The 21,780-nt window shown below is 50.4% G+C and carries 19 protein-coding genes and 2 tRNA genes; 9 read left to right on the forward strand and 12 right to left on the reverse strand.

The features are described 5' to 3' along the window. The first annotated feature begins 205 nt into the window (after positions 1-205). The 7 genes from RDU59_08565 to RDU59_08595 all read left to right on the forward strand — a co-directional run bounded on the left by RDU59_08565 (position 206) and on the right by RDU59_08595 (position 5,871). Positions 206-1,129: a TIGR01212 family radical SAM protein gene (locus tag RDU59_08565; protein MDQ7838531.1), complete on the forward strand. Its 924-nt coding sequence runs from the start codon at positions 206-208 to the stop codon at positions 1,127-1,129. A 91-nt stretch (positions 1,130-1,220) separates the two neighbouring features. Then, complete coding sequence (locus tag RDU59_08570; protein MDQ7838532.1) at positions 1,221-1,880, forward strand: HD domain-containing protein; 660 nt, start codon at positions 1,221-1,223, stop codon at positions 1,878-1,880. A 387-nt stretch (positions 1,881-2,267) separates the two neighbouring features. Next, positions 2,268-2,969, forward strand: a complete 702-nt coding sequence (locus RDU59_08575; protein MDQ7838533.1) for a PEP-CTERM sorting domain-containing protein — start codon at positions 2,268-2,270, stop codon at positions 2,967-2,969. Positions 2,970-3,706: 737 nt separating this feature from the next. After that, positions 3,707-4,003: a type II toxin-antitoxin system RelE/ParE family toxin gene (locus tag RDU59_08580; GenBank protein MDQ7838534.1), complete on the forward strand. Its 297-nt coding sequence runs from the start codon at positions 3,707-3,709 to the stop codon at positions 4,001-4,003. Positions 4,004-4,023: 20 nt separating this feature from the next. Then, on the forward strand, positions 4,024-4,308 hold the full coding sequence (locus RDU59_08585) for a HigA family addiction module antitoxin (protein ID MDQ7838535.1): 285 nt from the start codon (positions 4,024-4,026) through the stop codon (positions 4,306-4,308). 94 nt (positions 4,309-4,402) lie between these two features. Further along, the gene (proC, locus tag RDU59_08590) at positions 4,403-5,230 is read left to right on the forward strand and encodes a pyrroline-5-carboxylate reductase (protein MDQ7838536.1); all 828 of its coding nucleotides are present in this window, start codon (positions 4,403-4,405) and stop codon (positions 5,228-5,230) included. Between the two features lie 56 nt (positions 5,231-5,286). Continuing rightward, positions 5,287-5,871 carry a rubrerythrin family protein gene (locus RDU59_08595; GenBank protein MDQ7838537.1) on the forward strand — a complete coding sequence of 195 codons (585 nt, stop codon included), beginning with the start codon at positions 5,287-5,289 and terminating at the stop codon, positions 5,869-5,871. A gap of 61 nt (positions 5,872-5,932) precedes the next feature. On the opposite strand, the gene RDU59_08600 is transcribed toward RDU59_08595, so the two are convergent. From RDU59_08600 to RDU59_08640, 9 genes are all read right to left on the reverse strand, one after another. Beyond that, positions 5,933-6,010, reverse strand: a tRNA-Glu gene (locus RDU59_08600). A gap of 24 nt (positions 6,011-6,034) precedes the next feature. Further along, a tRNA-Lys gene (locus RDU59_08605) sits at positions 6,035-6,110 on the reverse strand. 205 nt (positions 6,111-6,315) lie between these two features. Further along, a complete protein-coding gene (locus RDU59_08610; protein ID MDQ7838538.1) occupies positions 6,316-7,743 on the reverse strand; it encodes an ATP-dependent 6-phosphofructokinase in 1,428 nt (475 codons plus the stop codon). 383 nt (positions 7,744-8,126) lie between these two features. Continuing rightward, on the reverse strand, positions 8,127-9,098 hold the full coding sequence (locus tag RDU59_08615; protein ID MDQ7838539.1) for a KpsF/GutQ family sugar-phosphate isomerase: 972 nt from the start codon (positions 9,096-9,098) through the stop codon (positions 8,127-8,129). A 7-nt stretch (positions 9,099-9,105) separates the two neighbouring features. After that, a complete protein-coding gene (gene purF, locus RDU59_08620) occupies positions 9,106-10,518 on the reverse strand; it encodes an amidophosphoribosyltransferase (GenBank protein ID MDQ7838540.1) in 1,413 nt (470 codons plus the stop codon). A gap of 160 nt (positions 10,519-10,678) precedes the next feature. Further along, on the reverse strand, positions 10,679-13,996 hold the full coding sequence (carB, locus tag RDU59_08625) for a carbamoyl-phosphate synthase large subunit (GenBank protein ID MDQ7838541.1): 3,318 nt from the start codon (positions 13,994-13,996) through the stop codon (positions 10,679-10,681). 5 nt (positions 13,997-14,001) lie between these two features. Continuing rightward, the gene (gene carA / locus RDU59_08630; protein MDQ7838542.1) at positions 14,002-15,111 is read right to left on the reverse strand and encodes a glutamine-hydrolyzing carbamoyl-phosphate synthase small subunit; all 1,110 of its coding nucleotides are present in this window, start codon (positions 15,109-15,111) and stop codon (positions 14,002-14,004) included. Continuing rightward, the gene (locus RDU59_08635) at positions 15,108-16,427 is read right to left on the reverse strand and encodes a 3-deoxy-D-manno-octulosonic acid transferase (protein MDQ7838543.1); all 1,320 of its coding nucleotides are present in this window, start codon (positions 16,425-16,427) and stop codon (positions 15,108-15,110) included. Before RDU59_08635 ends, carA begins: the two co-directional genes overlap by 4 nt. A 164-nt stretch (positions 16,428-16,591) precedes the next feature. Next, positions 16,592-17,395 carry a M48 family metallopeptidase gene (locus RDU59_08640; protein ID MDQ7838544.1) on the reverse strand — a complete coding sequence of 268 codons (804 nt, stop codon included), beginning with the start codon at positions 17,393-17,395 and terminating at the stop codon, positions 16,592-16,594. A gap of 427 nt (positions 17,396-17,822) precedes the next feature. Here RDU59_08640 and RDU59_08645 point away from each other — a divergent pair, with 427 nt between their 5' ends. Both RDU59_08645 and RDU59_08650 read left to right on the forward strand, forming a co-directional pair. Further along, a complete protein-coding gene (locus RDU59_08645; protein ID MDQ7838545.1) occupies positions 17,823-17,981 on the forward strand; it encodes a hypothetical protein in 159 nt (52 codons plus the stop codon). A gap of 191 nt (positions 17,982-18,172) precedes the next feature. Then, positions 18,173-18,337 carry a hypothetical protein gene (locus RDU59_08650; GenBank protein MDQ7838546.1) on the forward strand — a complete coding sequence of 55 codons (165 nt, stop codon included), beginning with the start codon at positions 18,173-18,175 and terminating at the stop codon, positions 18,335-18,337. Between the two features lie 282 nt (positions 18,338-18,619). Here the strand turns inward: RDU59_08650 and RDU59_08655 are convergent, their stop codons facing one another. The 3 genes from RDU59_08655 to RDU59_08665 form a co-directional block, all read right to left on the reverse strand. Next, a complete protein-coding gene (locus RDU59_08655; GenBank protein ID MDQ7838547.1) occupies positions 18,620-19,975 on the reverse strand; it encodes a sigma-54 dependent transcriptional regulator in 1,356 nt (451 codons plus the stop codon). After that, positions 19,968-21,389, reverse strand: a complete 1,422-nt coding sequence (locus tag RDU59_08660; GenBank protein ID MDQ7838548.1) for an ATP-binding protein — start codon at positions 21,387-21,389, stop codon at positions 19,968-19,970. Before RDU59_08660 ends, RDU59_08655 begins: the two co-directional genes overlap by 8 nt. A 196-nt stretch (positions 21,390-21,585) precedes the next feature. After that, complete coding sequence (locus RDU59_08665; protein ID MDQ7838549.1) at positions 21,586-21,780, reverse strand: ferredoxin; 195 nt, start codon at positions 21,778-21,780, stop codon at positions 21,586-21,588.

A 21,780-nucleotide genomic window follows, 5' to 3' on the forward strand; every position in this document is an offset into this window, starting at 1 on the left:
GGGACTCGCAGGCGGGGAATGCTTGCCCCTTCCAGCCTCTAACGGACTGGCTTTCCCCTTCCTGCTCGCCCCCGAAGGGTGCCCCACTGCTCCAGCAAGTTTCGCTCAGGAACAACGGCTTCCATAAAAATGCAGGGGAAGTCCCTCGGTAATACCTTGTATTTTGCGCCTTTGCGGTGAATTATTACAAGGGGACTAACGGTTAATGGCTGAAGACAGGCTCTATAACGACCTTAACCATTACCTGCGCGGCCTTTATGGATGCCGGGTCCAGAAAATACCTATAGATGCTGGTTTTACCTGTCCTAACCGGGACGGCACGAAATCGACGCAAGGCTGTATTTACTGTAATGCCTATGGTTCCGGTACCGGCGCTTTCAGGCAGGGCGTGTCCATTTCCGAACAGATCCGGCAGGCCAAATCATTTCTGGGCCGGCGATATGGGGCCGGGAAATTTATTGCCTATTTCCAGTCCTTTTCCAATACGTATGCGCCCATTCCTGTTCTTAAACAGAGATATGAGGAAGCCCTTTTTGATGCAGATATCGTTGGCCTGGCTGTCGGCACCAGGCCGGATTGCATCAGTAACGATATCCTGGCCCTTCTTGCCTCCTATCAGGAGAAGTATCTGGTGTGGATGGAATATGGCCTTCAATCCGCCCATGACCGGACCCTTGAGTTTATCAATCGGGGGCATACGGTAGCCGATTTTTTGCAGGCCGTGGATAGGACGAAGAAGGCGGGACTTCCTGTTTGCGTGCACATTATCCTGGGGTTGCCGGGAGAGACAAAAGAGGATATGCTTGAAACAGCGCGGCTGGTCGCGGGGCTGGACATCCAGGGGTTAAAAATCCACCTCCTCTACGTGGTCAAAGGGAGCGGGATGGAAAATCTTTTTAAAAGAGGCGAATATACCCCCCTTGCGCAGCAGGAATACGTGGACTTGGTCTGCGCTGTCCTGGAATTGATACCTCCGGATGTGGTTATCCAGCGTTTAACCGGCGACCCCAGGCCGGAGGAGTTGGTGGCTCCGCTCTGGGCCAGGGATAAGATGGGTACGATAAATGCCATAAAAACTGCCCTCAAGGAAAGGGGCGGCTTTCAGGGTAAATACTTCGCCGGATTTTAAGTAACTATTCACCGCAGAGATCGCAGAGGCCGCAGAGCACGCAAGAGAGGAAAATTCGAAACCCGAAGCGCGAAATCCTAAACAATACCAAATGACCAAAATCCAAAATTTTAAACAATTAGAAAAAAAGATTAGAGACGAGGCCCGGCAGATCTATAAAAATGGCAGCCGGAGCCATGCCTGGGATCATGTGGAGCGTGTCTATACCCTGGCCGTGCATATCGGAGAGAGGGAGGGGGCTGATCTCCATGTCCTGAAATTAGCGGCTATTCTGCACGACATTGGACGGGAGGCCGAGACGAAAAGCAATGGAGGTATTTGTCATGCCGCGTGCGGCGCAGAAATGTCCGCAGAGGTTTTACGGAAGCATACCCATAATGAAGACCTGATAAAAGCGGTTACGCATTGTATCGCTACCCACCGCTTTCGAGGCCATAATAAGCCTCAAACCCTTGAGGCCAGTGTACTCTTTGATGCAGATAAACTTGACTCCATTGGGGCGGTAGGCATAGGCCGCTCCTTTCTTTTTGCCGGCGAGATCGGCGCCAGGCTTCACAACTCTCAAGCAGATATCTTGCAGACCAAGCCCTACAGTATAGAAGATACGGCCTTTCGGGAATTTAGCGTCAAGTTGAAAAAGGTCCACAGCCGCATGCTTACCGCAGAGGGTGAACGCCTGGCGCGCGGCCGCCACCGTTTTATGGTGAACTTCTTTAAAAGATTGCACGAAGAGACAGAGGGCCTGAAATAGCGCCTTAGTCTATTGCCTATAATGGCCAGGGCTTAGACTGACCATCCAGGTAAATCAGCCCAGGCCTTTTCCGTGCATAGAGAACGGTGTTTTAAGCAGAGTATTCTGATCATTTCTTCTGCTACAGCTTTCCCACGAAAGTCGGAATCAATACCTATTTTCGCCATATTAAAAAAGTGGAAATCTTCTTCCCTCGGAGAGGGAAGAAGATTTCTCAAAAAGAGAAAATATTTTCTCTTTTTGAGAATACGAAAATTAATACAATAATATATTAAAAACGCATAACATATTGATAGATAAGTAGTTTTTAGGTTATCTTCATAAATAGCAAAAAATGGCACAGAATTTGTAATATAAGTTTGTATATAGCAAGATAAGGGGGTTAAAATGAAAAGTTTAAAGGTCATTTCAGTATCAGTAATCGTTCTCTTCTTTTTGGCAGTCTCTCCTGTCTTTGCCTTACCGACTCAGACAATCGGGACGGGCTCCTCAGTCTCAACAATAGATCGAAGTGCAGAGTTCGACTCGATCGTGACCTATACGAGCTTAGATGGGTATGCTGAGGATAATCTTAGGATTTCAACGACAAACTATGCATATGTCGATTATCACTCCGGCGCCTATTTCCCATCCATTCCTCCCAGCCATCCAGGTTTCTCAAATGGTTTTTTCTATCCATCCGGCGGTGTCTATGATTACATCTCGATAAAATCAACCGATGGGGCACAACTCTTCGGTCTGGAATTTTATGTGGGTAGCGGTTGGAGCTCTGATTCAGATGCTTACATACGGTGGGAGATCTATGACAATAGTATACTGACCGGCCTTGGCACCTTCACGGTAGGGAAAGGTACTGTTGTGGGTTTCAATGATCCCAATGACTTTACCGAACTTCGCATAGGCGCAGCAGCTAGCCTTTCCGAAGCCGGTAATAATTTCAGCCTGTTTAATAACGCCCTTGCCATGGATAATTTGGTTGCGGATCTGAGCGGAGGGGGGCCTCCTCCCATCCCTGAGCCGGCCACCATATTCCTTCTGGGTTCTGGGCTATTTGGACTTGCAGGATTGCGGAGGAAATTCAAGAAGTAAGCCGAGTTAGGTTTAATAAAGTAAAGTAAAGGCAGGGCCAAATTGGCCCTGCCTTTTTTATTTTCGGTAATCTACTTATGTACTTTGCGGTGATTTCTCGATATGTCTGAGCTTGACGGGGGACAAGCTGTTCAAGCAGACGATGGGAAATTTTCCCAACAGGGACGGCCTGAGGGAGAGTGAAACCGCGGCCAACACTAAGGGCTCATGTAAATATGCTTTTCTTGTTTTGTGGCGATAGGTGGGGACTTAGTTCTGATAATTCCCTTAACATCGATAAGTAGACCTGCCCTCTACAGTGGCTTGCCACGCGGACCAAGACCGGAATATCAGGAACCTGTTGATACTTCAATATATAACGTGCTTGAAACCTATTCGCCTTACGAGTGAATAGGTTTAGGCTCCATGCCTCCTCCACCACTAACTCATGAGCCAGGAGTTACCAAGGGCTGAGATAGCCAGACATTTGGGAGTTTGAATAGCAAAAAATAGGGACATTGTTTCTCACATTGCATAACTCTTGACGGAAATAGGATATCTGCTTAGGATAGCCTCGTCAGACCCGGCTCGATGTCGCGGGAGCCATTCCTTTTTGACTTACTCAAACCTTCTCTTTATCCAAATGACAAAAAACGGTTTGACCATTATACCGAACTCCGGTATAGTTGAACATGCACAGCGAGCGCATTCCCCGCTGCTTGCTGCGGGGAGCTTCAATTAATTTTTTGGATTAAAAAATGAGCATCAGGAACTTTAAAAACAAAGGAACGGAAGACATTAATTACGGCAAAGTCACAAAGGATGCCTTGCGGATTCTCCCGAAGGAATTGCACCGAAAGGCACAGATAAAGCTGGCTCGTCTTGGAGCCGTAACTTCGATGCAAGATCTTCTGGAGATACGGGGAAATCGTTTCGAAGCACTGAAAGGAAACAGAAAAGGTCAATACAGCATTCGAATAAATGAACAGTACCGCATTTGTTTTAGGTGGGAAAATGAGAATGCGTTGGATGTCGAGATTGTGGATTATCACTAATAATATCAAGGAGCCAAGAAATGAGTAAAATACATTTTACGCCTGTACATCCTGGTGAAGTATTGCAGGATGAATTAGAGGAGATAGGACTTACTCAAACTGCCCTGGCAAACCATATAGGAGTGTTACCAAAAACAGTTAATGAGATATGCCGGGGTAAGCGAGGTATAAGTGCTGAAATGGCGATGAGGCTGTCTAAGGCTTTGGGAGGAAGTCCTCAATTCTGGCTCAATCTACAAGATAATTGGGAGCTGAGCCATTTGAATGATTCAGATTTTAAGGGAATTGAACCTATCGCGGTATAGGAGTAAATTGAAGTTTGAGTTTTTTATGGACAATAAATTCTCTGTGTGCCCTGTGGTTAAGATTTGAGACTATGCAAGAGGTAAAGGGGTTAAAATGGGACTAAAAGGTAAGATAGGGTTTATCGGTGGCGGAAAGATGGGAGAGGCCCTTCTTAAGGGTCTGCTTAAAGCCAAAGTGGTAAAGGCTGAACAGGTCTGTGTGTTCGACTCCAGCGCCGGTTGCCTGGAACATCTTAAAGAGACTTACGGCGTCAACGCATGTCAGAGTAACAAGGAACTGGTCACCCGGAGTAACGTAATCATACTGGCGGTCAAACCCCAGGTGATGGCCGCAGTCCTGGATGAAATAAGGCCTGAAGTGACACCGGAACACCTGGTTATTTCCATTGCGGCGGGCATTCCTCTGCGATATCTGGAAGATAGGCTGCCGGAGAAGAGCCGTGTCATCCGGGTCATGCCGAATACCCCGGCCCTTATCGGCGAGGGAGCGACGGCCCTGGCCAAAGGTAAATATGCCGGCGTAAGGGACTTGCAGCTTGCTGAACAGGTATTCTCTGCGGTAGGCAGGACGGTAATTGTTGAAGAAAAGTATCTGGATGCCGTAACCGGTCTTTCCGGGAGCGGCCCTGCCTACGTATTTGCCATTATGGAGGCCTTCATTGATGCCGGGGTCAGGATGGGGCTTTCCCGTGAGGTGGCCAGGGTACTTACCCTGCAGACCGTACTCGGTTCAGTGAAATTAGCTATGGAGACGGGTGAGCACCTGGGCTGCCTTAAGGAGATGGTCACCTCGCCCGGCGGCACCACCATAGCCGGTCTGCATGTTATGGCCAAGGCCGGTTTCAATGGCATCCTGATGGATACGGTTGAGGCGGCCACCAGAAGATCACAGGAATTAAGGGAAGAGGTTTTGAAAAGTTAAGGCAAATACTAAGCGAAGGTAACTTTATATTTTAAAAATGATCGGAGGTAAAGGGTATGAAGAAGACTATTGAAAATCTGGTCAAGGCATTTATCGGCGAGAGCCAGGCCAGGAACAGGTATTCCTTCTACTCTAAGATTGCAAAGAAAGAAGGGTTTGAACAGATTGCCGAGATTTTTCTCATTACCGCGGAGAATGAAAAAGAACACGCCAGTTGGCTTTTCAAGCTGATCAATGAATTGAAAAAGAAGAGCGGGGAGCGGCTGGATGAGATCAAAGTGGAGGCCGCCGCCCCAACCGTACTGGGCACAACGGCTGAAAACCTGAAGGCCGCCATCGCGGGCGAGCATTATGAATATACCAGCATGTATCCCGAGTTTGCGGATATGGCGGAAAAGGAAGGGTTTCCAGAGATCGCGCTGCGGTTAAGGGCTATTGCCAGGGCCGAAGAGCATCACGAGGAAAGATATAAAAAATTACTAAAAGAGGTTGAGGCCGGCACTGTCTTCAAGAAAGCAAAAGAGGTGGCGTGGGTCTGCCGGGAGTGCGGGTATGTACACTTCGGGACCGAGCCGCCGGAAAAATGCCCTTCCTGCGATCACGAAAAAAGCTATTATCAGATTAAGTGTGAGGAGTATTAATTTCAGATTTGCACAGGCAAATAAAAAGGGGCTAATCGTTTATAGTTAGCCCCTTAATTTTTGGCGTCCCCAACCGGATTTGAACCGGTGTTGCCGGCGTGAAAGGCCGGTGTCCTGGACCTGACTAGACGATGGGGACGTGCTTCGTTCTTTTGTTATTTACTGGTGGGCCGTGCTGGACTCGAACCAGCGACTCTCTGCTTAAAAGGCAGATACTCTACCACCTGAGTTAACGGCCCGCATTTGCAGGAAAGAGGCCGTATAGCTAACATATACAGAGCAACATTGTCAAGGCCAAATTGACAGTCACTTTACCAGACATTCGTAATTGAACATGCATAGCGAGCGCATTACCCGCTGCTTGCAGCAGGGTTAGCGAGCAAATACGATGCATTTTACCTTGCATACGGAGATTCCCCGCAGCTTGTTTGCGGGGAGCTTCAATCAACCTTTACTGCGCTTCGAGGCAGAACGCCTTGTGATTTTCAATGTCCGTTTTTTCTCCTGAAGGCATATTTCAGCAGACGGCTGACCGGGATTCTTAAGAGACGGCTGACCGGTGGACTCAAGAACGCTGAGCCAGAGCCCGCCATTAGGATCAATTTGTTTCCGGCGGGCTATGGCGCTCTTCAGGGGGATATGGACATAGCGGTTGTTCCACAGGCTGACCAGCATGCCTGTTTTTCCCGCCATACCGGCATGGACGGCCATTTGACCCAGGAAGCCGCAGAATATACGGTCATTCACATTCGCCGGAACGCTGCGGATGATATAACTGGGATCAATATATCGTATGTTGACCGGCATTTTAATCCGATTAAAGTAGTCTTTGATCTGGTCGCGTAAGTACTTACCTATATCACCTAATTTGATGTTACCGGAAGGATCGCGTTTAACCTCTTTATCCATCACATATTTTTGCCCGGCCCCTTCGGCTGCTACAATAACCGCGTGCTTGCGATCGATGAGCCGTTTTTGTAGGACATTCAAGAGACCATGTTCACCTTCAATATCAAAATCGATTTCAGGGATGAGTACCAAATTAACTTCTTTCAGGGCCAGGGCGGCATTGGCCGCTATGAATCCGGAGTGCCGGCCCATGAGCTTAACCAGGCCGACTCCGTTCGGCGCCCCTATGGCCTCGGTATGCGCCGACCGGATGGCCTGGGCGGCCATTTCCACCGCCGTATCAAATCCGAACGACTTGGACACGAGGAAGATGTCATTGTCGATAGTCTTTGGGATGCCGATAATGGATATCTTTTCCCCGCGCCGCGCCACCTCATCCGTTATGGAGGCAGCGGCATGAAGGGTCCCGTCGCCGCCGATAAGAAAAAGCAGGCCGATGTTCAGTCTTTCCAGGGCATCGACAATTTCTTCTATGTCCTGATGGCCGCGGGAGGAGGCCAGAAACGTCCCCCCCATCTCATGGATATTGGCCACTACGGACGGGGTTAACTCCAGCATCTCATGGCCGTATCGGGGGATGAACCCCTGCAGTCCATAGCGTATGCCATAGATATGGCGTACGCCGTACGTATGGTAGAGAGCGAGGACTATAGAACGAATTACGTCATTGATGCCCGGACACAGCCCCCCCGCAGTGACTATAGCGCATCTCAGTTTTTTCGGGTCAAAGTATATCTTCTTTCGCGGCCCGGCCAGCTCCAGCGTAACCGGATCTATCCTCTTTTCCAGGCAGTGGCGAAAGTATCTTTCTCTCTGGTAAAAGAGTATGCGATCGCTATCGGAAGCAAAGTTGATATATTCTCTTCCGATGTCAATATCCGGGATGGGGGAGCCTATCTTAGCCGTCCCGAGTGTCTGTATGGCGGTATCAATTTTTTCTTTGGTGTAATCGCTCTCTTTCATGGGGCGGCCCCTTTTTAGTATTGTCAAACACTCAACCACAGAGAACACAGAGACAACAAAAATAAATAAATTAGAACAGATTTTAGATTCTTCCCTCTGTGATCTCCCAATATTTTCGCCGGTAGACCCCAAATACCTCCGGAACTGCTTTGGAGGTCACAGAGGTTCAATGAGCAGTCAGAGAGCCGGTTTTCTTAACTGCTCTTTCTTTTTTTCTTATTTCTTGAAAAATCTCTTTTTCCTCAGTGTGCTCTGTGGTTTGTTTTTCATAGAATTTCTGACATTACCTTTTTAGTCGAATCTTTGTCCCTGGCCAGCTATATCGGAAATTATGGAGAACTTATTAATATTATACCAAAAAATAGACAGGGAGGTTTCTATACTTACACGAGGAATTTAAACTCGCCTTTCCCCAGCAGATCATGGAGATGGAGTATTCCCTTTATATTTTTTCGGGTGTCGACTATGGGCAACACCGTGATTTCGTGTTGTTGCATTATACTTAATGCATCGGCGGCCAGCATATCAGCGCTGATGGTTTTAGGGTCAGCGGTCATAATTTCTTCAACCTTCATGCTGTCAAGACGGTCGTACCGTAAGATGACGCGTCTGAGATCACCGTCGGTAATGATACCGGCAAGCTTTTGTCTTTCTCTGGTTATAAGCACCGCCCCTATATTTTTCGTATTCAACTCTTTTATGGCCTCGGGAAGGTGGGCGCCTACGGGCACCACCGGGATCTTCTTACCTTTCAACATGACTTCACCGACCAGGACTTTCAGTCTGTCACCCAGGCTGCCGCCGGGATGGTAGCGATAAAAATCCCGCTCGTTGAAGTTACGTTTATGGAGGAGGGTTACGGCCAGGGCATCACCCATGGCCAGTATAGCCGTAGTGCTGGCGGTGGGGGCCAGCCCCAGGGGGCAGGCCTCACGTTTTACACCGACGTCTATGGCTATGTCACTTTGTGCGGACAGTGTGGATTTAAGATTCCCGGTTAAGGCCACGACCTTGGCTCCCAGGCGCTTGATCTGCGGGATGAGGGCGGTTAATTCCCTTGTCTCTCCGCTGTTGGAGATGGCAATTACAATATCGTGTTTGCCTACCATGCCCAGATCACCGTGCATGGCCTCTACCGGATGCAGGAAAAGGGCGGCTGTGCCTGTACTACTCAAGGTGGCGGCAATTTTCCGGCCCACGATACCGGACTTGCCGATACCGGTGATAATGACCCTGCCTTTTATCTCGTAGATCAGCTCCACGGCCCTTACAAACTCGTTATCGAGCTTATCTATGAGTTTTAGAATGCCTTCGGCCTCGATCCGAAGGACTTCTTTGGCCCGCTCGAGTGTCATAATTATTTCAAGATTTTCCTTTTTCTAAACAGAACTTAGAGAATTCTTCTTCAAGCGGCAGGGGATAATTGCCGTCAAAGCAGGCCAGACAAAAACGGTTTTGCTCACCATTGACCGACTTCAGGAGTCCCTCCAGGCTAAGATAATGTAAGCTATCCAACCCGAGATAACGACGGATTTCTTCTACAGAGAACCTGGAAGCGATTAATTCTCCCAGATTGGAAAAATCTATGCCGTAATAGCAGGGAAAGCGATGGGGCGGGCAGCTTACCAGCATGTGCACCTCTCTGGCCCCGGCTCCCCTGATGGTGTGTACGCGGGTACGCGATGTCGTGCCCCTTATGATGGAGTCTTCAACGATTATCACACGTTTGTTTTTAAGCAGGCAACGGACCGGGTTCAGTTTTACCTTCACTCCAAAATCACGCATGGTTTGTGACGGCTGAATAAATGTCCGCCCCACATAATGATTGCGTATTACGCCTATCTCAAAGGGTATGCCTGAGGCCTGGGCCGCGCCCACCGCGGCATAATTACCTGAGTCAGGAAAGGGCATAACGAAATCGCCCTGGACTTGCGCCTCCCGGGCCAATAATTCTCCCATGCGTTTACGGGTCATATAAACGTTGGTGCCGAAGATATTGCTGTCCGGCCGGGCAAAATAGATCAACTCAAATATACAGAAAGAGGGCCTTACTTCAGGAAAAGGTTTTATAGAGCGGAGCCCGTTTTGATCGATGATTATTATCTCTCCCGGTTCTACATCGCGTATATATTGCGCTTCAATGAGGTCCAGGGCGCAGGTTTCAGAGGCTAATACGTAGCTGTCATTTAATTTACCCAGACAGAGAGGACGAAAGCCGCGGGGGTCGCGGATAGCGATTAACTTATCTTCCGTCAGCAGGACAATAGAGTAAGCCCCCTTTAACAGAGAAAAGGCGTCTATAACAGCTTCTTCCAGTCCCTTGTGTGCCGACTTGGCAATCAGGTGGAGAACGACCTCGCTGTCCATGGTGGATTGGAATATAGAACCTTCATTTTCCAGCTTACTGCGGATGCTTCGGGCATTTATCAGATTGCCGTTGTGGGCGAGGGCCAGGGTCTTTCCCTTATGACAGACAGTAAAGGGCTGGGCATTTTTAAGGAGGGAAGAGCCGGTGGTAGAGTAACGCACATGCCCTACTGCCATGTGGCCGGGAAGGTTAGAGAGGATGGCCTCATTAAAGACATCGGGAACCAGCCCCATGGCCTTGTGTTCCCGGACTTTGGATCCATCTGAGGTTACAATACCGGCGCTTTCCTGCCCCCGATGTTGCAGGGCATAGAGACCAAAGTAGGTCAGCTTTGCCGCTTCCGGATGATTATATATACCAAATACACCGCATTCTTCACGCGGCCGGTTAGGGATACACAGATTCATTTTTTACTCCGGGTTAATTCCTGTACCGGTCTTTGACGGCTTCGTAAAAAGTCCATTTGCTGCAACATAGCGATCAGCCATCAGCTATCAGCGGTCAGTTTAAGGCACTATTCCACTTCCTGAAAGCTGAGAGCTGAATGCTGACTGCTGACTGCTCTTCTTATTTGCGCGCCTTGCAACTGGAGCTTTTTACTGTGCCGTCCAAACTTTGACTTTTTACGAGTTCATCAGTATTTAATCCGGCATTGCTTTGCAGACCATGATACTCCTGAACAGGGCTTACCCGCAACTTTTTTTGCAGCATGGCCTCAATGGCCGCGGCTATGGCCTTGGCCCCGGCTATGGTAGTAGTATAGGATATGCGGTAATCAAGCGTGGCCCGGCGGATTTTATAGGAATCCCGGGTAGTGCTGGCTCCCAGAGAGGTGTTGATTACCAACTGAATAGCGCCGTTTTTAATGTGATCCACCACATGGGGACGGCCCTCCGACACCTTATGGACAGTTTCGCAGGCAATCCCGTTGGAAGCCAGAAACGCGGCTGTGCCCCGGGTGGCCAGGGTTTTGAATCCAATATCGGCCAGTTTTCGGGCGACAGGGAGGACGGCCATTTTATCTTTGTCACGCACACTGATAAAAACCGTGCCGGATAGGGGGAGATTCTGGCCGGCGGCCAACTGTGATTTGGCAAAGGCCATGCCGAAACTCTCGTCAATGCCCATAACCTCCCCGGTGGATCTCATCTCCGGTCCGAGGAGGGTATCTACCCCCGGGAAGCGGTCAAACGGGAATACGGCCTCTTTCACCGCTATATGCCTTATTTTTTTTTCGGTGGTAAGCCCCAGCTCGCGGAGCGTTTTCCCGATCATGACCTTTGTGGCCACCTTGGCCAGTGGAATGCCTGTGGCCTTGCTCACAAAAGGCACAGTGCGCGAGGCCCGCGGATTGACCTCCAGCACATAAATATCCTTATCCTTTATGGCGTACTGGACGTTCATGAGGCCGATGACGTTTAGTTCCCTGGCCATGGCCTTTGTGTCCTTTTTTATTCTATCGATTAAATCAGGGCTCAGGGTGTGAGGGGGAAGGACGCAGGCGCTGTCGCCGGAATGGATACCGGCCTCTTCAATATGCTCCATTATCCCGCCGATGATGGTCTCCTGACCATCGGAGACGGCATCTACATCGATCTCGATAGCGTCTTCCAGAAACTTGTCGATAAGCACCGGATGTTCGGAAGAGGCCCTAACCGCGGATTCGATGAAATCCTCCAGCTCCCGGTCATCATAAATAATGCGCATGGCCCGTCCGCCCAGGACGTAAGAAGGACGCATGACCACCGGGTAGCCGATGGACCGGGCCACGGCCAGGGCATCTTCCCTGGCGGTAGCCGTGCCGTTGGGCGGCTGCTTCAGGCCCAGCTTTTGCAACATGGTCTGGAAACGCTTCCGGTCTTCCGCACGGTCGATACTGTCGGGGGATGTCCCCATTATCCTTACCCCGGTTTGGGACAGAGGTACGGCCAGATTGAGAGGTGTCTGTCCGCCGAATTGTACAATGACGCCCATTGGTTTTTCTTTAGCGATGATATTCAGGATGTCTTCCTTGGTCAGAGGCTCGAAATAGAGCTTATCTGACGTATCATAATCAGTGCTCACGGTCTCCGGGTTGCTGTTGACCATGATGCTCTCATAGCCTTCTTCGCGCAGGGCAAACGAGGCGTGGACACAGCAGTAATCAAATTCTATCCCCTGGCCGATGCGGTTAGGCCCTCCGCCCAGGATCATCACCCTGGGGCGTTCGGAGAGGCGGGATTCGTCCTCAACTTCGTAAGTGGAGTAATAATAAGGGGTATAGGCCTCGAACTCCGCCGCACAGGTGTCAACCAGTTTATAAACCGGTTTTATGCCTGCTTTTTCGCGCCGGCTGCGGATTTCATCCTCAGTCCGTCCGGTCAGGTAGCCCAGTTGATAATCGGAGAACCCTGTTTTCTTGGCCTGGCGCAGAAGGTCTTCGGTAAGTTTTTTATCTGCGGCCTGGATATTACGTTCCACATCCAGTATCTGCCGCATATTTTCCAGAAACCAGGGGTCTATCCCGGTCAATTCGTGAATTTTTGTGGTATCCAGACCGGCCAGCATGGCATAGCGTATATAGAAGATGCGCTGAGAATTGGGGATGCGGAGCTTTTCTTCTATTTCGGCCATAGGGGGAAGGCTCCGGCTGCGTTCGTAACCATCCTTCCCATCGGCGCCCCATCCGTAACGTCCGATCTCCAGGGAACGGAGCCCTTTTTGCAGGGCCTCCTTAAAGGTGCGTCCGATGGCCATGGTTTCGCCCACAGACTTCATGGCCGTGGTAAGGTAGTCCTCGGCGCCCGGAAATTTCTCAAAGGTCCAGCGCGGGATTTTTACTACACAATAGTCGATGGTGGGTTCAAAGGAGGCCATGGTCTCCCTGGTAATATCATTCGGGATCTCATCCAGGGTATAGCCGACGGCCAGTTTGGCGGCGATCTTGGCGATGGGGAAGCCCGTGGCCTTGGAGGCCAAAGCGGAACTGCGTGAGACGCGCGGATTCATCTCGATGACTACCATCTCTCCGTTTTCCGGATTTACGGCGAACTGGATATTGGAACCGCCGGTCTCCACACCTATTTCGCGGATGATAGCGATGGCCGCATCGCGCATTATTTGATATTCCCGGTCGGTCAGGGTCTGGGCCGGGGCCACGGTTATGCTGTCTCCGGTGTGGACGCCCATGGGGTCGAAGTTCTCGATCGAACAGATAATGACCACATTATCTTTAACGTCGCGCATGACCTCTAGCTCGTATTCTTTCCAGCCGATGACCGATTCTTCCAGCATAATCTCAGTTATCATGCTGAGATCAAGTCCCGATGCCGCCATTTTTTCCAGGTCTTCCCGGTTGTAGGCCACACCGCCCCCGGTGCCGCCTAAGGTAAAACTGGGCCGGACGATGAGCGGGTAGCCGATCTCGGCGGCAATGCGGCGTACATCGTCCATATTGCGGGCGATGCCGCTGTTGGGTATCCGGAGGCCAATATTGCGCATGGCCTCCCGGAAGAGATCCCGGTCTTCGGCCTTTCTGATTACGGAGGCTGAGGCCGCGATCATCTCTACGCCGAAGCGGTCCAGGACACCCATGTCCGCTACTTTGATGGCCACGTTTAGACCCGTCTGCCCGCCCAAGGTGGGCAGTAAGGCATCCGGTCTTTCCTTTTCAATGACCATGGCCACCATCTCCGGGGTAATAGGCTCTATATAAGTGCGGTTGGCCGTCTCCGGGTCGGTCATGATGGTAGCCGGGTTGCTGTTTATCAGAATAACCTCGTAGCCTTCTTCCCTGAGGGCCTTGCAGGCCTGGGTCCCCGAGTAGTCAAACTCACAGGCCTGGCTGATAATGATAGGGCCGGAGCCTATAATCAGTATCTTTTTTATGTCATTTCTTCTGGGCAAGGTATTTAGCCTCTTTCTTTCATCAGGGCCGCAAACTGATCGAAGAGATATGCGGCGTCATGAGGGCCGGGGGCGTTTTCCGGGTGATATTGTACCGAGAAGACAGGATAATGCCGGTGTCGCATTCCCTCCAGGGTCTGGTCGTTTAGATTGACGTGGGTGACCTCTACCTTTTTTTCATCTAAAGAGCTTACGTCCACACAGAAGCCGTGATTCTGCGCCGTGATCTCCACCCGTCCGGTAAGCAGGTTCTTTACCGGCTGGTTCCCTCCCCGGTGGCCGAACTTGAGTTTATAGGTCTTACCGCCAAAGGCCAGACCCAATAGCTGGTGGCCCAGACATATACCAAAGATAGGCTTTTTGCCTATAAGATCGCGTACGGTCCCGACTACACCGGGTATGCCCGCCGGGTCCCCCGGGCCGTTGGAGAGAAAGATTCCGTCCGGTTCCAAGGCCAGGATATCACGGGCGCTCGCTGTGGCCGGAAGGACTATTACCTCACAGCCGCTATTTTTCAGGCAGCGCAGGATGTTGAATTTTATGCCGTAATCCAGGGCCACCACCCGGAGGGCGTTTCCTTTTGGCGCGGACGCTCCTTCTACCGGGCAGTCTTCCCAGATATAGGGCGCGGAACAGGTAACTTCCCTGACCATATCCCGGCCCACCAGGCCGGGTGAGTCCTTGGCTTTTTTTATCAGGGATGCCGGGTCAAGGTCTTCCGTAGAAATTACCCCTTTCATGGCCCCGGCCAGCCGTATGTGTCTGGTAAGGGCGCGCGTATCCACGTCCTCGACGCCCAGCACATTGTATCTTTCCAAAAATTCTTTTAAGGTCTGAGCGGACCGCCAGTTACTGGGGACGCCCTGGTATTCTTTGACAATAAAGGCCTCGGCCTGAATCCGGCGCGACTCCATATCCTCACTGTTTATGCCATAGCTGCCGATCAAAGGGTAAGTCATGGTGACTATCTGACCTTTATAGGAGGGGTCGGTCAGGATCTCCTGATAGCCGGTCATGCTGGTATTAAAGACTATCTCGCCATAGACTTCCCCGCGGCCGGCAAAGGCCCGTCCGCTAAAAATCCTGCCGTCTTCGAGTGCGATCAATGCCTTCATGCTGCTTCCTTACGGCCAGCGCCTTCCAGTACTTCTTTGATGAGAAGGGCCTGTCTTTTTGCCGTTCCCTGATTGGCCTCCACGGCCTTTTTCCCTTGCATCCCGCGCGTCTGCAACTCGTCCGGGTTTTCTAAAAACCAGACGGCTTTTCCGGCAAGATCGCGGGCATCCTGGATTTCCACTCCGGCCATAACCGATTCGAGAAGGATTTTGGCATCCAGAAAATCCTGCATGGACGGCCCATAGAAGACCACTTTCCCCCAGATGGCGGCCTCCAGTATATTATGCCCTCCATACGGTATAAGACTGCCGCCGCAGAAGATAATCGTGCCTATGCTATAGAGATGGAACAAATCCCCTATCGAATCCACCAGGATGACGGATTGTCTTGTCTCAGGGGCAAGGTTACTCCATTTGGTGTATCCCCATCCATTTTTCTTGAGCAGGGATTCGACTCCGGAGACCCTTTCTATATGCCGCGGGGCGAGGATTAGCAGCATGCCCGGATATTTCCTTTGCAGGAATTGATAAGCCTGAAGGATGATCTCCTCTTCACCCGTATGGGTGCTTCCGGCTATAAAGACTATATTATCAGGCGTAATCCCCAGCCGTTTCCGCATAGCCTCTTTAACTTCCGGTCCGGCTTGCCGGGACAGGAGGTCATATTTGGCGTTGCCCTGGACCACGACCTTATGCCTCTCTGCCCCCAGGGCCAGGATACGTTTAGCATCGTCTTCCCGGATCATGCTAAAGTAATCAAATCGTTCCAGGATAGGCCGCATAAACGACCTGATTTTTTGATAACGGGCCAAGGAACGCGTCGATATACGTCCGTTAACCAGTATAATTTTGCTGCCCTGGCGGTGTGCCCGGTAAATAAAACCCGGCCAAAGCTCTGTTTCCAGGCAGATTACGGCCTCCGGGGAGACTAACCGCAAGACCCGGCCTACTACCCAGCCGATGTCTATCGGGAAAAAGGTACAGAGGGCCTGATCCCCTAATTTTTCCCTGGCTATTTGTTGTCCCTGCTCAGTAACTGTGGAGAGGACAAACAATAAATCAGGAGGCAATATCTCCCTCAGAGAGGCTATTAAGGCAGCCGCTACCCTTACTTCACCCACGGAGACGGCGTGAATCCACAATCGACGGGGGCTCACCTGTAGCTTTTTCTTTAAGGAAGCGGGGTAGAATCCCAGGCGTTGCCAAAGGCCCCGGCGGTGTTTACCGGTAACCAGACTATAAACTAAAAAGAGGGGAAAGAAAGGAATAAAAAGTACGTTTACCAGGACGTCATAGATTTTATATGCCCAGGGCATCTTTCCCCATAATCAAATGATGATCTTATAAAAAGTCCAAAATACCGCAGAGATCGCTGAGAACGCTAAGATAACATACTGAATGGTTTGCAGTTTTTCTCTGTGGATTTTGCGTGCTCAGCGGTGAAAAGACTTTTGTGCGGTAATATAATCAATCTCAGACGTTAGTCAAGTCTTTTGCCGTAGTAGCGCAGGGCTTCAGGGAGGTGCTCCTTGATGTTTCGAATACGGATTTCATCGGCAGGGTGGGTGGACAGGAAGGCCGGGATACTGTCCTTTTCCACCCGAGACAGGCGTTGCCAGAAGGCTATGGCCTCTCCGGGATCATACCCGGCCCGGGCCATAAGGATGAGGCCGATGCGGTCGGCCTCCAGCTCATGCGTGCGGCTGAAGGGCAGGATAAACCCAATCTGCGCCCCCACCCCGTAGGCCATGCTCGCAGCCTGTACGGCTACAGCGCTTTTCTCGCTTATGGCGATATTCATGGCCTCCTGTCCTATCTGGGCGATCAGGGTGGTGGTCATACGTTCGGCCCCGTGGCGGGCAATAGCGTGGGCCACCTCATGGCTTATTACGGTGGCCAGTCCATTTTCGTCTTTAGTGTAGGGCAGTATGCCCGTATAGATGGCGACCTTGCCGCCGGGGAGACAGAAGGCGTTCGCCGTCTTATCGTCCTCGATGACATTAAATTCCCATTCGAATTCAGGATGGTCTGCGGCCCCGGCAATGCGTAGTCCGACACTCCTTACCCGGCTGACTAATTTTTCATCCCTGGATAATTTAGACTCACTTATTATCTCCCGATAGGATTTAAGGCCGAGGGCCGTCTCTTCTCCTTCGCCAATCAATATGAGCTGTGAACGTCCGGTGAACGGAGCGGTCGCGCACGCACAAAGCAGCATACAGAGACAAACATAGCATACGTTTCTCACTTGCTTGGACAGCCATAACTTTTGCACTGGTTTCATAAAAAAGCACCCTCCTTCGGAGACCAAGATACGCCACGCCTGTAAGGTTTTTATATACCACAAGTTTCCCTCCTTGGACAACTAATTGTGCCGGCTGTTAAGACTCTTCCCTGTTTTTGGAACCCGGGCGACATCGTGTGGCTCAGTTAAATTTTTTCTGTCGCGCGACCCGCATGCGATACCACCACTTTGCTTCATAATGCAACAAAGGGGTTACGACCGTAACATGTCCATAGCCGTTTGTTATTACAAACAAAATAGGTTGTTCTCAAAAATCGGTTGCATTTTGTAACAAAAGGCCGCGGGTGAACGATTAAATAACATGTAATAATTACAGCTAGTTATTGCGTAAGTGCGATGTGGCACGGACCTTGCTTTATCTTAGTCGATAAAACGGCGAGCGATTTCGCATCAAGCAAGGAGGAATATGGAAATGGGATTGAAGGAGACATTAGAAAAGGTGCTCTTAGCGGTAACATTTGCTGAGGCCGGGGAGTTCGATACGGCGAGGCCGCTTATGCGTAAGGAGAAGCATGTGTGGAATAGATTCCTGCAGAGATGGACGGACCGCGCGTGGAGGCCGTAAGCCCCAAGGAGAACAGTATCGCGCCTGACTATTCTTCAGCGAGGAGATAGGTATGGGTTCATTCGTCTTGAACGTTTCCTCGTGTGAAACGAGTGAATTTTTTAGTGAAGTCTTTCCGGGAAGGGAGTGGTTTCTAAGGATTTCATGGGGACAAAGTCGGAGATTACATCACGCTCGATATGCGCGACTCGATGAGGAAGCTATGGGATGGCATGGCTGCGGCCAGTTTTGCCGAAGCCGGAGAATTCGAAACAGCCAGACAAACCATGGACAAGGAGAGGGATCAGTATAAGAAGACCCTGCTCGCGGTTGAGACCCCGCTGGCTTACCGAGGAGGCATTCACCTGTACGAATAACCTGTGTGGCAGATTGAATGCGCTTCTCGAGATACTCCACGTCATTGAGCCGGATAGTCCGGTCCTCCAAGGGAAGGCATTCTTCATCCCCGGCGGTCCCATAAAACAGCGTGTGGGGTCTCTTTCCTGCGTGTACATCCTCTTCTGCATGGCCTGCCTGACGACCTCGTGGCCCTGCTTCTCCAGGACATATTGCAAACTGCTCCAGGCAGTGGCTTCCGCGTCCGCCACTATAACGCGGTACTTTATCCCGGACCTCGATGTTCGTACCGCCCCCTTGCATCATTCAAGACCATATTTCTTGAGCTTACGCCAGAGGGATACCCGGTCTATGCCGAGCACTTCTGCCGTCCTGCTTTTGTTGCCGTCCATCTGCTGAAGAATCCATTGAATATATTCTTTTTCCCTCTCTTTTAGAGTCAAGAGTTGGTTCTCACGTCTCCTGAAGGTATGGATTTCCATCTGCTGCAAATCAAAGGGCAGGTCTTTCAACTCGATCGTTTCCTGGCCGGCGAGGGCTACTGCTCGTTCCATGATATTCTCAAGCTCCCGCACGTTTCCCGGATAACTATAGCTAGTCAGGATTTCCAAGACATCAAGCGAGATCTCCTTCGCTGCTTTATTACCGGCTCTCGCATATTTGTCCAAAAAATAGTACGTTAAGAGGGGAATATCTTCTTTCCTCTCCATCAAGGTCGGCATCTGCAGGGAGACGACATTCAGACGGTAGTAGAGATCCTGGCGAAAGGCTCCTTCCTCTATCGTTTTTTTGAGGTCCTTATTCGTAGCCGCAATAAACCTCACATCTATAGGGATGGGGTTTGTACCCCCAAGACGTATTACTTCTTTTTCCTGGATGACGCGCATCAGTTTGACCTGCATGGACGGGGGCATATCACCCACTTCGTCTAGGAAAACCGTTCCTCCGTTGGCGGTCTCCAGGAGCCCTATCTTGGTAGAGAGGGCACCCGTAAAAGCCTCCTTTTCGTGGCCAAAGAGTTCATTGGCCAGGAGCTCTTCAGTGAATGCCCCACAATTGACAGCCACAAATCTCTTTGTGGCCCGCAAACTGTAATGGTGAATAGACTGGGCGACGAGTTCCTTGCCGGTTCCGCTTTCTCCGGTAATGATTACGTTACAATCGGAGGGGGCTATTTGCTGGATGAGACGTTTAATCTCCAGGATGCTCTTGCTTTTCCCGATGATCAAGGGCGCGTTGCCCTGGATGGTCAACTGTTGTTTGAGTTCCCGGTTTTCGTCCTGAAGCCGTTTCTTTTTTATCGCTCTCGCTACAACAAGACGTATCTCATCCAGTTTGAAGGGCTTGGCGACATAGTGGAAGGCTCCCTTTTTCATGGCCTCGATGGCGGAAGAGACCGTAGCGTAACCGGTGATCATGATCACCTCGGTATCCGGGTGGCGCTGCTTGACCTTCTCGAGGATCTCCATGCCGTCTACCTTTTTCATCTTGAGGTCTGTGAGGACCAGATCAAAGGGAGAAGCTTCGAGGTGTTTCAGTGCCTGCATCCCACTGGACACGGCGGCAACCTCGTATCCCTCCTTTTTGAGGACATGTTCCAGGTTCTCGAGCGTAATTTCCTCGTCGTCGACGATCAGTATTCGGCTCTTGTCAGACAACCGCTTTCTCCATTTTTTTCTGTTCCAGGGGCAGTGCGATGGTGAAGATCGTGCCCTTGCCCTCTTTACTCTTTACCGTAAGGCGGCCCCCATGTTTTTTTACTATACCATAGCTTACCGAAAGGCCAAGTCCGGTACCTTGACCGACTTCCTTGGTGGTGAAGAACGGGTCAAATATCTTATTTAGGTTTTCCGGAGGAATGCCGACCCCCGTATCAGAGATATCAATAAACACCGCACCATCTTCGGTACGGGCCTTAACAGACAATGTTCCGCCGTCGGGCATGGCATGAATGGCGTTCAGAATTATATTGAGAAAAGCCTGTTGCAGGCGGCTCCTGTCCACCATGGGATCGGGGATATCATCCGCGATCTGGACGCTGGTCTCCACATTGCTGGAGAGATCACTCTGGACGAGCTCAAGGCTGTCTTCCACTAGTTCCCTTAATCGCACGCGATCGATTGCAAATACCTTCTCCCGGGAAAATTCCAGGAGATTCCGGACTAAATCTCTGGCCTTGTCCGCCTGGACACTGATATTCCGCAAGAGTTTGCGGAGATAATCCTTATCCGAAGAATCGAGCTCCTCGATAAGGATTTGACAGGACGTGGAGATGTTGTTTAAGGGATTGTTAATCTCATGGGCCACTCCGGAGGTCAGGGTGCCCAGAGAAGCCAGCTTTTTGGTCTGTACGAGCATGTCCTGATTTTCCTTAAGCTCTTTGACCATGCGATTAAAGGTTTCTATGCAGGAGCCTACCTCATCGTGTGACTTGATCTCGGGTACAAAACTGAAATCTCCGTTGGCTATCTTGCGGGTTGTTGCCTCGATCTGGCCGAGCGGTTTTACGATGTGACGGCGAACCAGAGAGTAGGATACAGCGGCAAAGAATACAATAAATACTATAGCTCCAAGGGAGAGTTTTTGATATCGTTCCAATAACGAACTGATTTCCAGCCTTTCATGACGTACGAGGTCCTTGGTGAATTCGTAGAGCTGACGCCCGGTGATCCGCAATTCGTTTGCTTGCCTGCTCTTCACAGGCCCATCTCTGAGAAGGCTTTCGACATTCTGTTTGTACATCTCCAGATTGTGCTGAAAGGTTGCGAACATCTTAAGGCCGGCTACTTCGATAACTTCTTTACGCAAGTTATAGCTCAGGTCATGAATGCGATAGACGTACTCTAAGACCTCCGCCAGACTGGTCTCGTCATGGTACAGAAAGTAATTTTTCTCCAACCTCCGCATTTCGAGTATGTTTTTTGTGAGATCGTCAGCCATCTCCACGAATTTCAACCTGTTATCAATCCGCTGGAGGCTGTTGTAAGCTACAATCTCTATAATCGAGATAATAAAGATGACTACTGCCAAGAAAAAGAATATCTTTTGACCCAGTTTTAGATTGATATGCATCAGTAGTATCCCTTAAACAGAACAATAGCAAAAACCGGTACTTCATGCAATAGAGAGGGACTGATTTAATCTTAGGCAAACATTGGCTGGGAGGGATGACGAAGCAGACTCGTCCCCATGGACCCAACTCCATGATATATGATATTAGATGCCGGAGATTAAGGGATTACCGCACACTTTAGGGGGAAGGATGCTTTTATTCTTTCCAGAAGATGCACTGGCCCGGGCAATTATCCATGGCTTCCTGAACCTTCTCTTCGGGACAGTCAAAACTGGTTACCTCTGCATGTTCCATAGCCCCTTCTTCAAAACGAAAGCAATCAGGGCACAGTTCCGCACATGATCCGCAGGCCAGGCAGTCCTCGGCCGCGATGTAAAATTCCTTAGCCAT

This window comes from Thermodesulfobacteriota bacterium (genome assembly GCA_031082315.1).
Lineage (GTDB): Bacteria > Desulfobacterota > QYQD01 > QYQD01 > QYQD01 > QYQD01.

Excerpts from the sequence above, each read along its gene's own strand:
- RDU59_08565 (MDQ7838531.1), top strand. The coding sequence starts at position 206 with ATGGCTGAAGACAGGCTCTATAACGACCTTAACCATTACCTGCGCGGC.
- RDU59_08570 (MDQ7838532.1), top strand. The coding sequence starts at position 1,221 with ATGACCAAAATCCAAAATTTTAAACAATTAGAAAAAAAGATTAGAGAC.
- RDU59_08575 (MDQ7838533.1), top strand. The coding sequence starts at position 2,268 with ATGAAAAGTTTAAAGGTCATTTCAGTATCAGTAATCGTTCTCTTCTTT.
- RDU59_08580 (MDQ7838534.1), top strand. The coding sequence starts at position 3,707 with ATGAGCATCAGGAACTTTAAAAACAAAGGAACGGAAGACATTAATTAC.
- RDU59_08585 (MDQ7838535.1), top strand. The coding sequence starts at position 4,024 with ATGAGTAAAATACATTTTACGCCTGTACATCCTGGTGAAGTATTGCAG.
- proC (MDQ7838536.1), top strand. The coding sequence starts at position 4,403 with ATGGGACTAAAAGGTAAGATAGGGTTTATCGGTGGCGGAAAGATGGGA.
- RDU59_08595 (MDQ7838537.1), top strand. The coding sequence starts at position 5,287 with ATGAAGAAGACTATTGAAAATCTGGTCAAGGCATTTATCGGCGAGAGC.
- RDU59_08610 (MDQ7838538.1), bottom strand. The coding sequence starts at position 7,743 with ATGAAAGAGAGCGATTACACCAAAGAAAAAATTGATACCGCCATACAG.
- RDU59_08615 (MDQ7838539.1), bottom strand. The coding sequence starts at position 9,098 with ATGACACTCGAGCGGGCCAAAGAAGTCCTTCGGATCGAGGCCGAAGGC.
- purF (MDQ7838540.1), bottom strand. The coding sequence starts at position 10,518 with ATGAATCTGTGTATCCCTAACCGGCCGCGTGAAGAATGCGGTGTATTT.
- carA (MDQ7838542.1), bottom strand. The coding sequence starts at position 15,111 with ATGAAGGCATTGATCGCACTCGAAGACGGCAGGATTTTTAGCGGACGG.
- RDU59_08635 (MDQ7838543.1), bottom strand. The coding sequence starts at position 16,427 with ATGCCCTGGGCATATAAAATCTATGACGTCCTGGTAAACGTACTTTTT.
- RDU59_08640 (MDQ7838544.1), bottom strand. The coding sequence starts at position 17,395 with ATGAAACCAGTGCAAAAGTTATGGCTGTCCAAGCAAGTGAGAAACGTA.
- RDU59_08645 (MDQ7838545.1), top strand. The coding sequence starts at position 17,823 with ATGGAAATGGGATTGAAGGAGACATTAGAAAAGGTGCTCTTAGCGGTA.
- RDU59_08650 (MDQ7838546.1), top strand. The coding sequence starts at position 18,173 with ATGAGGAAGCTATGGGATGGCATGGCTGCGGCCAGTTTTGCCGAAGCC.
- RDU59_08660 (MDQ7838548.1), bottom strand. The coding sequence starts at position 21,389 with ATGCATATCAATCTAAAACTGGGTCAAAAGATATTCTTTTTCTTGGCA.
- RDU59_08665 (MDQ7838549.1), bottom strand. The coding sequence starts at position 21,780 with ATGGCTAAGGAATTTTACATCGCGGCCGAGGACTGCCTGGCCTGCGGA.